The sequence below is a fragment of the Gordonia sp. (in: high G+C Gram-positive bacteria) genome, assembly GCF_047602025.1.
Lineage (GTDB): Bacteria > Actinomycetota > Actinomycetes > Mycobacteriales > Mycobacteriaceae > Gordonia.
Genome location: NZ_JASGII010000001.1, coordinates 844728 through 857929 on the forward strand (window position 1 = coordinate 844728; position 13202 = coordinate 857929).

The following is a 13202-nucleotide window of genomic DNA, read 5'->3' on the forward strand; positions in this document are numbered from 1 at the left end:
CGATGGTGATCGACGAGCTCAAGTCCGCCGACGTCGGGCGCTGCGCGGAGCTGGAGAAGGAGATGTTCGCCGGGGACTCGCCGTGGCCCGCTGCGGCGTTCCGCGCCGAGTTGAAGGCGCCCTACAACCGGTACTTCGCCGCGCGCGAGGAGCTCGGCGCCCCGCCGATCGGTTATGCGGGCATCTCCATCCTCGGCCCGGCCGGGGACCACGAGTGTGAGATCCACACGATCGCCGTCGCGGCCGCCCATCGCGGGCGGGGGATCGGGCGCGACCTGCTCGACGCGATGCTGGCCGTCGCCGACCAGCGAGACGCCCCGGTGTACCTGGAGGTCCGCGTCGACAACGAGCCCGCGATCGGGCTGTATGAGAGCGTGGGATTCGTGAAGTCGGGACTGCGCCGTGGCTACTACCAGCCGTCGGGCGCCGACGCGTTCACCATGATCCGCCCCGCGCCCAGCGGAAAGATGCCGGAGCACCCCGATGAGTGACCGCATGATCGTGATGGGCATCGAGAGCTCCTGCGACGAGACTGGCGTCGGCATCGTCGAATGGACCGGCGAGCCCGCCGAACCGATTCGCCTACTCGCCGACGAGGTCGCCTCCTCGGTCGCCGAGCACGCCCGCTACGGCGGCGTCGTGCCCGAAGTGGCCTCGCGCGCGCACCTGGAGGCCATGGTGCCGACGATGCGCCGCGCGCTGGCCGCCGCCGACGTCGACAAACCCGACGCCATCGCCGTGACGATCGGACCCGGGCTGGCGGGTGCGCTGTTGGTGGGCGTCGCCGCGGCCAAGGCGTACGCCCTCGCCTGGGACGTGCCGCTGTACGCGGTGAACCACCTCGGCGGACACGTCGCCGTCGACACGCTCGAACACGGACCGATGCCGCCGTGCATCGCGCTGCTGGTCTCCGGCGGTCACACGCACCTGCTGCGCGTCACCGACCTGGGCGAGCCGATCGAGGAGCTCGGCACGACCGTCGACGACGCGGCTGGCGAGGCCTTCGACAAGGTCGCCCGGCTCCTCGGTCTCGGCTACCCGGGCGGACCGGCGATCGATGAGCTGGCGAGCGGCGGGGACCCGACGGCCATCGCCTTCCCGCGCGGCATGACCGGCCCGCGGGACGCCCGGTACGACTTCTCGTTCAGCGGCCTGAAGACCGCCGTCGCCCGCTACGTCGAGGGGTGCGAACGACGGGGCGAGGACGTGCCGATGGCCGATGTCGCCGCGTCGTTCCAGGAAGCGGTCGCCGACGTGTTGACGATGAAGGCGCTGCGCGCGTGCGCCGACTTCGACACGTCGACGCTCGTTCTCGGCGGCGGCGCCACGGCGAACTCGCGGATCCGCTCGCTGGCGCAGGAGCGCTGCGATGCCGCCGGGATCACGCTGCGCGTGCCCAAGCCGCGACTGTGCACCGACAACGGCGTGATGATCGCGACGCTGGGCGCCCACGTCATCGCCGGCGGTGCCCCGCCGTCGCCGCTGACGGTGGCCACCGACCCTGGGCTGTCGGTACAGATCAGCGCATACTGAGGCGATGGCCGACAAACCCGCCCGCATCCCGCCGCCCTGGTTCATCAAGGCCGCATGGAAGGTGCACCGCGGCCTCTACCGCCTCAGCGGCGGGCGATTCGGGCTGTGGGAGCCCCGCGGCACCGAGAAGTGGGGCACCCTGCGGCTCACCACGGTCGGTCGGCGCACCGGCGCCGAGCGCAGCGTCATCCTCGCGTATTTTCCCGACGGTGAGAACCTGGCCTTGATGGCCATGAACGGCTGGCAGGAGGGTGCGCCCGCCTGGTGGCTCAACCTGCAGGCCCAGCCCGACGCGCGGGTCACCCTCGTGACCGGCGAGCGCGACGTCCGCGCGCGGGCGGCCGTCGGCGACGAGCGGGAACGGCTGTGGTCGCGCTGGCAGGAGTTCGACCACGACCTCGACGAGCTCGCCGGTCGGCGCGCCACCGATACCGCGGTCGTCGTGCTGGAACCGCGCTAGTACTGCTGCCACTCGCCCTGCGCGTAGCGCAGGATCCGCGGCTCCATCAGCGTCGACGGCGGCATGGCCAACGGTTGGCGGTCGCGCGGGAAGACCCGCGCGGCGCGCAGCTCGTCGTCGGTGAGGAACCGCGTCGGCGCCACCGGGTCCATCCGCAACGACGGCTGCTGTCGGGCGGCGAGGAAGAATCCCCAGTCGCCGAAGGACGGCACGTCGACGTGGTACGGCAGGGTGGCCAGGCCGGCGGCGCCGAGGGTGGCCCCGATGCACCAGTACGACTGCGGCGCGAAGAACGGCGAGCCGGACTGCACCGCGACGACGCCGCCGGGACCCAGGTGGGCGGCGACGAGCGCGTAGAACTCGACCGAGTAGAGCTTGGTCGTCGCGGTCTCGTCCGGATCGGGCATGTCGACGATGATCGCGTCGAACCGCTCATCTGTGGTGCGCAACCAGTTGAAGGCGTCGGCCGCGACGATGCGGGCGCGCGGATCGTTCATCGAGCCGCGGTTGAGCCCGGTGAAGCGCGGGTCGGTGCGGGCGAGGCGGATCATCGCCGGATCGAGCTCGACGAGGGTGATCGACTCGGTCGGATACGTCAGCACCTCGCGCAGCGCGAGCCCGTCGCCCGCGCCCAGGATCAGCACGCGGCGGGGGTGCGCGGCCATCGCGGGATGGACCAGGGCCTCGTGGTAGCGATACTCGTCGGCGGAGGCGAACTGCAGGTCGCCGTTGAGGAACAAGCGGAGGTCGTCGCCGCTCGGCGTCCGGCGCGAGGTCATCACGATGTCCTGGTACGGAGTCTGCTGCGACAGCACGATCGGGTCGCGGTAGAGCGCCTGCCGCGCGGTGACCTCGAACGACCGGGAGTAGGCGAACGCGGCCAGCAGGATCGCGATGACGGCGACGGCGGCGCCGCCGATGATGGTGGTCGCGCGGCCCGACAGTCCGCGGCGGAACAGGACCAGGACCAGCAGCAGCCCGGCGACCGCGTTGATCAGCCCGACGACGATCGCTCCGCGCAACTGCCCGAACACCGGCAACAGCAGGAACGGGAACGCGAGACCGCCCAGCAGGGCGCCGATGTAGTCGGCGGCGAACAGATCCGCGACCGCCGACCCGGCGTCCTGCCGCCGGATGCGCTGCAGCAGGACCATCAGCAGCGGGATCTCCGCGCCGACCAACAGGCCGAGGACGAACGCGACGACCACCATGGCGCCGGTGTACATCGAGAGGTAGGCGAACGCGGCGTAGAGCCCCAGCACCGACAGTCCGCCGAGCAGCGCGAGCGTGATCTCGACGGCCGCGAACCACACCACCGGGCGCTGCTGCAGCGGCTTCGCCGCGAGGGCGCCGACGCCCATCGCGAACACCATCACGGCCAGGACGATCGACGCCTGGGTGGCGGTGTTGCCGATCAGGTAGGAACCCAGCGACACCAGGGCGAGCTCGTAGACCAGCCCGCACGCCGCGCACACGAACACGACGGCGAGCAGCGCGGCGCGCGCGACGCGGCGGCGGGGCGTCGTGGTGGGAGCGCCGGCGGAGTCGGGGGTCACCGGCGGATCAGAGGATGGCGGCCGCGACGATCAGCGCGACGGCCAGGTGCATAACGGCGTGGACCTTGACCGCCGGGTGCGGCTCCGGATCCATGATGAAGTCGCCCAGCTTGCCCGGCGTCACCAGTGTCACCAGCAGGTAGGTCAGCGACATCGCGACGATGCCCAGCGCGGAGTAGGCGGCCGTGTACATCAGCCCCTTGACGAGGCCTCCCTCGGCGGCGGTGATGGACGCGGCGATGATGATCGCGACGCCGCCCAGCTTCGAGGCCACCAGCAGGGCCGCGTTCTTGTTCCGGTCGATCCACACCTGGGTGCGCAGGTGGCCGGGGGTGAGGATGTCGACGACGATGAAGCCCACCGCCATCGCGGCGATGCCGACGGCGGAGTAGGCGCCCGCCGCGACGAGGTTCTCTTCGAATCGGGTCATGGTGTCCTTCGATCGTTGGTGGTCATTTTCCGAAGCCGCTGCCGCCGCCGCGCCAGCGGTTGCCGCCGCCGGAGTACCGCGGCATCGGCACCCAGTAACCGCCGACATAGCTGTGGTAGTGGTTGTAGCCGCTCTGATAGTCCTTGCTGACCATCACACGCGTCTGGTCGCCCGCGTGGGGAAACAGGCCGACCAGGTAGTCCGGGTACTGCAGGAAGCGCGACGGCGTCGTGTTTCCGACACCGTATCCGCCGGCGCGGTTGTCGGTGGGTTTCTCGGCGCCGGCGATCGCCGCGGCGACCGTGGTGATCGAGCCGGCGGCGAGGTAGGCGGCCACCGTGCCCTCGTCGAGGGATGGCGTGCGCTGATAGGTCTGCTCGATGTACTTGCGCGCGCCGCCGCCGAGGGCGCCGTCGGCCGCGCAGGTGACGATCATGGCACCCACGGCGACGACGCAGATGCCGAGGATGAGCGCGTTGCGGATGCGCCGCAGGCGCTCGCGCGGATCGCGGTCGGGGCCGTCGGTCGGGGTGGGTGTCATCGCGACGCCGCGGATCCGGCCAGGCTGCTGGTCGTGTAGACGACCTCGCCGGACTGCGGGTAGGTGTGCCAGGTCTCCCAGCGCAGCGATCCGGCGCGGTCGGTCGCCGCGCGCACCGCGGTGACCGCGAGCGGGTCGCCGGCGTAGGCGCCGATGAGCCCGGCCGCGGAGGCTTCGACCTGCTCGCCGAGGCGGGCGACGAGGATGCGCATCGCCTCCGGTTCGAGGCGGGCGACGTCGGCGCGGAACGTGTAGTCGTCGCGGGCCCACCGCGCCGGCAGGAACGGCTCGGCACCGGGCAGGCAGGCGAGGGTCTCGCGCAGCGGCGCCCCACCGGCGTCGACGATGACCTGGTGGCTGGCGCCGAGCAGGCACAGGTCGACGTCGAAACCGCCGAGGTGCGCGGTGCGGGTCGCCAGCGCCGGCTGCGCCGCCGTGTCCAGACTCAGCGTGAGGTCGGCCGCACGGGTGTCGACGAACGGGGTGCGCAGGTCGACCAGGGTCACCGCGGGCCCTCCGGAGCCGGGTTCGACGGGTAGATGCGGAACTCGCCGCGGGCCAGGAGTTCGCCGCGGGCGGCCTCCCACCCGGAGCCGTAGTCCTCGAAGGACAGGCGGTCGCCGCCGGCCTGGTAGTCGTGGTAGCGCATGCTGCCGCTGGTCGCGACGCCGGTGGTGCCGGCCGAGGTGAACCGGGCCGAGCCGTCTTCGTCGAAGGTGTAGCGCCGGCCCTCGAACTCGACCGTCGGCGGACCGGGCTGCAGGGTGACGCCGGACAGGTCCTGCCACATCACGACCTCGAGGTCCGGGTCGTCCTCGACGGACAGCCACGCGCGCCGCCCGGTGCCGGTGTCCAGGTGCGCCTCGATCCAGTTGTAGCCGTCCTGGGTGAACCGGATGATTCCTCGGACGGCGAAGGTCGTGCCGCGGATGTCGACCAGGTCCGACGGCTTGAGCTGGCGCGGGTCGCCGTGGACGGCATCGTCATCGGCGCTGGAGAACGGGTCGCCGGGCCGGTAGGTGCGGTTGCGCAACGCGTCGGCTTCGGCCTTGCGGGCGGCCTGCGCCTGCAGCACGTTGAACACCACCGCGACGGCGATGATCAGCAGCAGCGCGATGATGAGGATGACGGCGTACTTCACACCGGCCACGCTACCAATCGGCGCGGTCGCCGATCGGCCGTCGGACGGACCCGCGCTACTGGTCGAGCGTCGCGCCGCCGTCGACGCGCAGGTCGTGCAGCGTGATGTGGCGGGCGGCGTCGGAGGCGAGGAAGACCGCGGTGGCGGCGACGTCCTGCGGCCGCGCCACCCGGCCGAGCGGGATGCCCAACCGGAAGTGCTCGGCGTCGCCGGCGATGACGGCCGCCTCGGCCTGCGCGGCGGACACCGAGTCCGGCCGCATCCCGCGCAGCATCGGGGTGTCGGTCGAGCCGGGGGTGATGACGTTGCACCGCACGTCGCGGGCGGCCAGTTCGAGGCCGGCGCTGCGCGTCAGACTGGTGACCGCCGCCTTCGACGCCCCGTAGGCCGCCAGACCGAGGCGGGGCGTCGCCGCCGCGTTCGACGACACGACCGTGATCGAGCCGCCATCGGCGACGGCGCCGGCGGCGGCCCGCAGCAGGGCCATCGTCGCGGTCACGTTGACCGCGAGCAGCCGGTCCCACTCGGCGTCGTCGATGGTGCTGACCGGCCCGGTGGCCAACACGGCCGCACAGTGCACGACGGTGGTCAGCGGCCCGCCGAGCGCGCCGGGTGCGCCCGCGACCAGGTCGGCGACGGCCCGTCGATCGGCGAGGTCGGCGACCGTGCTCGGGCTGTCCAGCCCGGCGGCCGTCTGCTCGACTGCGGCATCGGCATCGCTCAGCAGTACCCGGGCGCCCGCGTCGACGAAGGCCCGCGCGACAGCGGACCCGATGCCGCCGGCCGCGCCGGTGATCAGCGCCCGACGGCCGACGAGCGCGCCGTCAGCCATCGGCCTTCAGCGCACGGAGCACCTCGTCGGCGGACACGGCGATGCCGCACGTGTTGTTGACGTAGTCGACGGCTCCGCCGTGGAAGGCGGCGTTGAAGTCGGCGACGCCGTCGGTGACGAAGAAGACCTGGACGTCCTGCATGAAGGCGTCGGCGGCGGTCAACAGGCAGCCGATGTGCGCGTAGATGCCGGTGAGGATGAGCTGGTCGCGGCCCTGGTGCGACATGACCGACCGCAGGTCCGTGCGCGCGAACGCCGAGTAGCGCCACTTCACGATGTTGATGTCGCCCGGGCGCGGCGCGAGCGGCGCGATGATCCGTGCTTCGTCCTCGGTGCCGATGCCCGGGCCCCAGCGCTCGGTGAGCAGGCCGCGCCGCGCCGGGTGCTGGTTGGGCGGCTGCGCGGTGAGCACGACCGGGACGTCGGCGGCATCGCAGGCGTCGCGCAGCGCGGCGATCGTCGGCACCACCGTCGCCAACGGCTCTGAGCCGTCCTCGTAGACGTCGACGAAGTAGTTCTGCATGTCGTGGATGAGCAGCACCGCGCGCGCCGGATCGAGCGTCCAGTCGAGCATGGGGGTGCTCCGCGGCGACACGTCGTCGAGCCGGTACGGGGCGATGGGGGGAATGGCCACTGAGGGTCTCCGATCGGTGCTTACTGGAAGGCGGCGGTGATGTCGGCCAGGACCGCCTCGACCCCGAGGGGGCCGGTGCCGCTGGTCCACGGGGTGCCGTCGACGGGGTAGACGTGGCCGTCGCGCACCGCGCGCAGGGCGGCGAAACCGGGCTTCGTGCGGGCGAGGTCGAGTTCCTGGCGGGCCTGCGCGGTGCCGCCGAGGACGCCGAAGAACAGGTAGTCGGCGTCGATCAGGTCCAGGTTCTCCATGCTGATCTTCTGCCCCGCGCGGTTGGCGGAGTTCACCTTCGCCTGTGCGGGCGGGCGGATCATGCCGACCTTCTCGAGCACCCAGCTCGACAGCGAATTGCCGCCGACGATCGTCGGCCCCTCGGTGGACCAGCGGATCACGCTCGCGGTCAGCGGCTTGGCCCCGGTGCGCGCTCCGACGAGCGCGGCGGTCGCGGCGATCTTGCCGGTGATCGTCTGGCTGACGCCGCGGAACTCGGCGGGCCGCGCCAGGACGTCGGCCATCGCGGCGAAGTACTTCTCCCAGCCGCCGGTGTACTTGGCGACGACGACGGTCGGCGCGATCTTGCCGAGGTCATCGAGGCTGTGCCGGGCGCCGGTCGTGTCGTCGACGATGATCAGGTCGGGCTTGAGTTTCAGGATCTGGCCGAGGTTGGGGGCGCGGGTCGACGCGACGATGGGGATGCGGTGCTCGCCCTCGGCGGTGGCCAGGTAGCCCGGGATGCCCAGCTGCCCGCGGCCGGCGGTGGAGCCGACCGGGATCACGCCCAGCGAGAGCGCGGAGTCGAGTGCGCCCTCGGCCAGGGTGACGACCCGGCCCGGGGTCTTGGGGATGGTGACCGAGCGCTTGGCCGCGTCGACGTAGGTGCGGCCGTCGACCGGCGCCGGTGCCTGCGCGGTGCTGCAGGAGGCCAGAGTCGGGATGACCAGCGCGGCGAGCGCGGTCGTGGCGATGCGGGTGGCGATCCTCATTGCGGCTGCCCCTCTCGGGTCGGCGTCGTCAGGTCGGCGAGCAGCAGGTGCGCCCACCAGGCGATGTCGTGGCCACCGGCGTAGCGCCGCAGCGTGACCGGCCAGCCCGCCGCGGTCAGCGAATCGGCGAGTCCGGTGACCGAGTCGACGAGCAGATGCTCGTTGGTGCCGACGGCGAGCCGTACCGGCAGCGGGTCCGCCTCGGCCAGTTCCGCGGCGATCCAACTCGGCTCCGCCCACTCGCTCGGCCGTCCGGTCAGCCCGGGTTTCCACCACATCGACGGAGAATACGCGAGCACCTCGTCGACGGACCCCGGAAACCACCGAGCGGCCGCCAGGGCCGCGACCGCGCCGAGGCTCTGACCCGCCCAGACGGTCGTCGCCTCGGTGACGCCCAGTGCGCGGCGTGCCTCGGCGAGGACCGGTCCGGCCACGGCGCCCAGGAAATCCCGGTTGGGGCCCAATTGCCGCAGTCGGGCGGCCGCGCCGCGCGGGGCATCGATGCCCAGGAGGGCGATCGGCCCGCCGGCGTCGGCGGCGCGGGAGGCGAGGACCCCGGGGAGGCCACAGGTGTCGAACCACTTGTCGGCGTCGAGCAGCACCACGATGCGCAGCGGCAGTCGGCCGTCGCCCACCGGGGCGGTGAGCCGCCACCGGACGGGTGCGTCGCCGCCCCAGTCCGCCGCGGCCAATTCGCCCTCGGCGGCCGGCTCGGGTGCCGACTCGGCGGTGCGCCACGCCTCAAGGCCGGGGGCGTCGTGACCGTGCAGGACCGAGCCGAACGGCGACTCGGCGGCCCGCGGGTGGCGCGGGTCGCTCACCGCCCGCTCCGCGACGTCGCGCGAGTAGACGAGGATCCCGTCCCGGTGGGCCGGATCGTCGGCGGTGTACGGGTAGAAGCGGTAGGTCGCCATTGCGGCCCGGTCGATCTCCAGCTCGGCGAACCACAGGTCGGTCGAGCCCCAGCGCCGCAGCTGTCCGCGTGCGCCGTGCGGGCCGTCGGTGAGCCGGTTGACCCAGGCGTACACGCCGTGCACGCCCGGCTCGGCGACGAAGGTCAGCAGGGCGCGCTGGCGGCCGGGGTCCGCCGGATGGTCGGTGACGATCGGCGTTGGGTGCTCGGCCAGGGCGGCGAGCACCGTCGTGGCGTCCGCCCCCGGTTCGCCGTCGACGATCCGGTCCCGCAGGGCGCGCGCGTCGAGCCGCTGCGGGCGGCCCTCGAGCATGTCGGCGATGACGGCCAGCGACTCCGGCGACACCATTCCGGGGTGGTTCACCGGCAGGCTCGCGTAGTGCACGGCGCCGCGCACGTGCGGCTCCCAGGCGACGGCCGGCAGGAAGTCCTCGGCGCTCTCGGCGGCGGCGAAGTGCCATGCGTCGCCGTCGATCACGCCGGTGCGGTGCGAGCGCATGAGCGCCGCGAAGTGGCTGACGACGTCGGTGATCTGGCGGACCTGGTCGAGGGTGAGGCTGCCCAGCGCGGCGTGGTGATCGCGCAGGGCGGCCAGTACCTGGTCGTCGGTGTCGAGGGCGGCATCGCTGTCGGCGCCGGCCATGATCAGCAGCGCGCGGCGCACTTCGGCCGGGGTGGCGGGCGCCTGCTCGGCCCAGCACTCGCTCGGGTAGGCGTCGAGCAGCACGACCTGCTGCACCGTGCGCCCGCGCGCGGCGGCCGCCACCGCGATCTCGTGGGCGATGACCCCGCCCACCGACCAGCCGAGCAGGCGCAGCGGACCGGTCGGCGCGACGGTCTCAATGGCATCGAGGTACTCGGCCGCGACGGCGGTCAGCGACTCGGGCAGCGGCCCGCCGTCGAGCCCGTCGGCCTGCAGCGCGTACAGCCCGGTGCCCGCGTCGAGGACCGGCAGCAGGCCCGCGTAGCACCAACCGAGCCCGCCGGCCGGGTGCACGGCGAACACGGGTGCGGTCCCCGGGGTGGCCTCGCGCAGTGTGAGGAGCCGGCCGAACGGGTCGGCGGACTCGCCGCCGGCGAGGCGCTCGGCCAGCGCGGCGACCGACGGTGCCGCGAACAGGTCGGCGACGCCGACCTCGGTGCCCAACACCTCGCGGCACCGGGCGGCCAGCACCGAGGCGGTCAGGGATGTGCCGCCCAGGTCGAAGAAGCTGTCGGTGACCGACACCTCGTCGCGGCCGAGTGCCTCGGCGAAGAGCGGTTCGATGGCCATCTCGGCAGGGGAGCGCGGCGCGGTCACCGTGTCCGCGCCCAACTGTGGCTCGGGCAGTCGGCGGCGGTCGAGTTTGCCGTTGCGCGTCATCGGGATCGCGTCGAGCACCTCGATCGCGTCGGGGACCATGTAGCCGGGCAGCCGCCGGGTCAGCCGGTTGCGGACGTCGACCCGGTCGATGGCCGCGCCGCCCGTGCCGACGACGTAGCCGGCGATCACCGTCGACGACCCGGTGCCGGTGGCGACGTCGCGGGTGACGACGACCGCCTGCTCGACGTCGGGCAGATCGGCGAGGGCGGCCTGGATCTCGCCGAGCTCGATGCGTCGGCCGCGGACCTTCACCTGGTCGTCGACGCGGCCGATGTACACGAGCTGTCCCGCGGCGTCGCGGTGCACCAGGTCGCCGGTGGCGTACATCCGCTCACCGGGGCGGAATGGGTTGGCGACGAAGCGGGTGGCGGTCAGACCGGGCCGCTGCAGGTAGCCGCGGGCGAGTTGGATCCCGGCGAGGTAGAGCTCGCCGACCGCACCGGGCGGTTGCGGCCGCAGAGCCGCGTCGAGGACGTAGGTCTCGGTGTTGGCGATGGGGGAGCCGATCGGCACCTCGGTGCCGTTCCAATCGGGTCCGGGCGCCCATTCGGTGACGTCGACGGCCGCCTCGGTGGGGCCGTAGAGGTTGTCGATCACCGCCTCGGGCAGTTGCTCTCGGCCGCGGCGCAGCACCTCCGGCGGCAGGGCCTCGCCGGAGCACACGATCAACCGCAGCGCCGCGAGTGCGTCCGCCGACGGCTCGGCCGCCAGGAAGGCGGCCAGCGCCGACGGGACGAAGTGGCAGACGGTGATGCCGCGCTCGGCGAACTCGGCGGCCAGGCCGGGACTGTCGCGCTCCATGCCCGGCGTCGCGAGGACGAGGGCGGCGCCGCGGATCAGCGGCCAGAAGAACTCCCACACGGACACGTCGAAGGAATACGGCGTCTTCTGCACCACCCGGTCGTCGGGCGCGAGGCGGAAGGTGTCGTCCATCCACCGCAGTCGGTTCACGATGCTGCGGTGCTCGATGACGACGCCCTTGGGCCGCCCGGTCGAGCCGGACGTGAAGATCATGTAGGCCGCGTCGCGCGGGCCGGCGACCTGGCGGGGTCCTGATACGCCGAGTCGTTCCGCTCCTCGGCACTCGACCACCCGCAGGGCCAGCCCATCCCACGCCCAGTCGGCGGCGCCATCGTCGGGTGCCGTCAGCAGCACCGCCGCACGGGCGTCGGCGAGCATGTCGTCGATGCGGGCCGCCGGCAGCTCGGGGTCGATGGGCAGGTACGCGGCGCCGCACTCGAGGGCGGCGAGCAGGCCGCACACCGTCTCGGCCGAGCGGGTCAGGCGCAGGGCTACGACGCTGCCGCGGCCGACGCCCCGCGCGCGCAGCTCGGCGGCCAGGTCCAGCGCGGCGGCGCGCAGTTCGCCGTAGGTCAGCGACCGGTCCGCCCACAGCAGGGCCGTGCGCCCGGCGTGCTCGTCGGCGGCGTCGGCCAGCAGTCGCGCGAGCGTGGTCGACTCGGCTTCGGCGACGAGGGCGGGCTGCGCGGTGTGGTTGCGCCCGACGGTCTCGAGCTCGGCCTCGCCGGGCAGGGCGACGGGCAGCGACCCGAGCGCGGTGTCGGCGGGGTCCGAGCTGATCCGGGCCAGCAGGGCGAGCACCCGCTCGGCGTGGTCGTGCGCCTCGTCGGCGGTGTAACGGTCGGGGTTCGCCTCGACCTCCAGGACGAAGCCGCCGTCGGGTTGCGGCGATCCGGTCAGCGTCAGGTCGTCGACCGGTCCCATCGCGATGTTGCCGACGGTGCCCGTCGCGGCGCCGAAGCGCAGTTGCGGGGTGAAGAACTTGAGGTTGGCGCCGGGGCCGTACAGCGGGGTGTCGGCGCCGACGAGGCCCAAATCGCGGCGGAGCCGGTCGGCGCGGTAGCCGACGTGCGGCCGGACGGTGCGCAACTCGGCGGCGACCGCGTCGATCAGCGCGCCGACGGTCATCGTCGGCGCCACCTCGAGCCGCAACGGCAGGATGTTGACCTCCGGCTCCATCGTCACCGGGGCGCCCAGCTTGCGGTTCGCCCACGGCACGCCCAGCGTGACGGTCGACTCGCCGGCGTACGCGGCGACGTAGGCGGCCAGGGCCGCCATCAGCGACTCGGCCCACCCGCGATCGGTGTTCTCGGTGCGCGGCGGCAGGCGCTTGGTGATGCGCAGCGCGCGCCGTCGGGCCAAGCCGGGCTCGGCGCGCGAACACGACGGCGGTCGGGCGGTGTCGACGTAGTCGGCCCAGAACTGTGCATCCCCCGCCGCGGCGGGGGCGCCGTCGGGAGCGGCCGGGGTGAACGGGCAGTCGGGGAGCGGCTCGCCGGCCACCTCGGCGGTATAGCTGTCGGCGACCCAGCGCAGCAGGCGTGCGAACGAGTAGCCGTCGACGGCGATGTGGTGGATGCGGGTGATCCACACGTGGTGGTCGGGAGCGAGCCGGGCGACGATCTGGCCGGACAGCTGCTCGCCGGCGATCTCGTCGGCGATGGGGGCGGTCGTCATGGCCCGTTCGATGAGGGCGTCGAGTTCGCCCGCCGCCGTGTCGAGCACCTCGACCCGGTGGGCGCGGTCGACCGGATGGGCGCGCGGCCCGTCCCCGTCGTCGGCGTAGCGCGCACAGAGCGCGGGCACCTGCGCCAGGCAATCGGCGAGCACCCCGGCGAACCGTTCGGCGTCGAATGCGCCGACGATTTCCACGCGCTCGGCGCACTGGTAGACCGGCGCGTCTGCCACCTGCAGCTGGGCGAACCACACGGCGAGCTGGGCGGCGGTGAGTTCGTGGGGCACGGGCTGTTGATCCGATCGTGGGGGTGTCTTCTTAGGCTAGCCTATGGTTTAGG

12 protein-coding genes are annotated in these 13202 nt (G+C 73.0%); 3 read left to right on the forward strand and 9 right to left on the reverse strand.

Annotated elements, in window-relative coordinates; genetic code table 11:
- Window positions 1-2: 2 nt before the first annotated feature.
- Genes rimI through QM728_RS04275 form a run of 3 tightly spaced genes read left to right on the forward strand, consistent with a single transcriptional unit; the run spans window position 3 to window position 1993 of the window.
- A complete protein-coding gene (gene rimI / locus QM728_RS04265; RefSeq protein ID WP_415030807.1) occupies window positions 3-491 on the forward strand; it encodes a ribosomal protein S18-alanine N-acetyltransferase in 489 nt (162 codons plus the stop codon).
- A gap of 4 nt (window positions 492-495) precedes the next feature.
- Window positions 496-1533, forward strand: a complete 1038-nt coding sequence (tsaD, locus tag QM728_RS04270; RefSeq protein ID WP_415032831.1) for a tRNA (adenosine(37)-N6)-threonylcarbamoyltransferase complex transferase subunit TsaD — start codon at window positions 496-498, stop codon at window positions 1531-1533.
- 4 nt (window positions 1534-1537) lie between these two features.
- A complete protein-coding gene (locus tag QM728_RS04275; RefSeq protein ID WP_415030808.1) occupies window positions 1538-1993 on the forward strand; it encodes a nitroreductase/quinone reductase family protein in 456 nt (151 codons plus the stop codon).
- Here QM728_RS04275 and QM728_RS04280 read toward each other — a convergent pair.
- From QM728_RS04280 to QM728_RS04320, 9 genes are read right to left on the reverse strand one after another with little or no spacing between them, the layout of a single operon-like run.
- The gene (locus tag QM728_RS04280) at window positions 1990-3549 is read right to left on the reverse strand and encodes a polyamine aminopropyltransferase (RefSeq protein ID WP_415030809.1); all 1560 of its coding nucleotides are present in this window, start codon (window positions 3547-3549) and stop codon (window positions 1990-1992) included. The two genes, QM728_RS04275 and QM728_RS04280, sit on opposite strands and share 4 nt — an antisense overlap.
- A gap of 7 nt (window positions 3550-3556) precedes the next feature.
- Window positions 3557-3979 (reverse strand): DUF350 domain-containing protein, encoded by a 423-nt coding sequence (locus tag QM728_RS04285; protein ID WP_415030810.1) that lies wholly within the window; start codon window positions 3977-3979, stop codon window positions 3557-3559.
- Window positions 3980-4001: 22 nt separating this feature from the next.
- Window positions 4002-4520 (reverse strand): DUF4247 domain-containing protein, encoded by a 519-nt coding sequence (locus QM728_RS04290; protein ID WP_415030811.1) that lies wholly within the window; start codon window positions 4518-4520, stop codon window positions 4002-4004.
- The gene (locus QM728_RS04295) at window positions 4517-5026 is read right to left on the reverse strand and encodes a DUF2617 family protein (RefSeq protein ID WP_415030812.1); all 510 of its coding nucleotides are present in this window, start codon (window positions 5024-5026) and stop codon (window positions 4517-4519) included. Before QM728_RS04295 ends, QM728_RS04290 begins: the two co-directional genes overlap by 4 nt.
- Complete coding sequence (locus tag QM728_RS04300; protein WP_415030813.1) at window positions 5023-5661, reverse strand: DUF4178 domain-containing protein; 639 nt, start codon at window positions 5659-5661, stop codon at window positions 5023-5025. The genes QM728_RS04295 and QM728_RS04300 overlap by 4 nt, the downstream gene beginning before the upstream one ends.
- Window positions 5662-5716: 55 nt before the next feature.
- Window positions 5717-6493: an SDR family oxidoreductase gene (locus tag QM728_RS04305; RefSeq protein ID WP_415030814.1), complete on the reverse strand. Its 777-nt coding sequence runs from the start codon at window positions 6491-6493 to the stop codon at window positions 5717-5719.
- Window positions 6486-7127 (reverse strand): isochorismatase family protein, encoded by a 642-nt coding sequence (locus QM728_RS04310; RefSeq protein ID WP_415030815.1) that lies wholly within the window; start codon window positions 7125-7127, stop codon window positions 6486-6488. The genes QM728_RS04305 and QM728_RS04310 overlap by 8 nt, the downstream gene beginning before the upstream one ends.
- A 20-nt stretch (window positions 7128-7147) precedes the next feature.
- Window positions 7148-8110, reverse strand: a complete 963-nt coding sequence (locus QM728_RS04315) for an ABC transporter substrate-binding protein (protein WP_415030816.1) — start codon at window positions 8108-8110, stop codon at window positions 7148-7150.
- Entirely contained in the window at window positions 8107-13149 is a 5043-nt protein-coding gene (locus tag QM728_RS04320; RefSeq protein ID WP_415030817.1) for an amino acid adenylation domain-containing protein, read from the reverse strand. Before QM728_RS04320 ends, QM728_RS04315 begins: the two co-directional genes overlap by 4 nt.
- Between the last annotated feature and the right edge of the window lie 53 nt (window positions 13150-13202).

Coding starts and splice junctions, on each gene's coding strand:
- rimI (WP_415030807.1), top strand. CDS start 3: ATGGTGATCGACGAGCTCAAGTCCGCCGACGTCGGGCGCTGCGCGGAG.
- tsaD (WP_415032831.1), top strand. CDS start 496: ATGATCGTGATGGGCATCGAGAGCTCCTGCGACGAGACTGGCGTCGGC.
- QM728_RS04275 (WP_415030808.1), top strand. CDS start 1,538: ATGGCCGACAAACCCGCCCGCATCCCGCCGCCCTGGTTCATCAAGGCC.
- QM728_RS04285 (WP_415030810.1), bottom strand. CDS start 3,979: ATGACCCGATTCGAAGAGAACCTCGTCGCGGCGGGCGCCTACTCCGCC.
- QM728_RS04290 (WP_415030811.1), bottom strand. CDS start 4,520: ATGACACCCACCCCGACCGACGGCCCCGACCGCGATCCGCGCGAGCGC.
- QM728_RS04305 (WP_415030814.1), bottom strand. CDS start 6,493: ATGGCTGACGGCGCGCTCGTCGGCCGTCGGGCGCTGATCACCGGCGCG.
- QM728_RS04315 (WP_415030816.1), bottom strand. CDS start 8,110: ATGAGGATCGCCACCCGCATCGCCACGACCGCGCTCGCCGCGCTGGTC.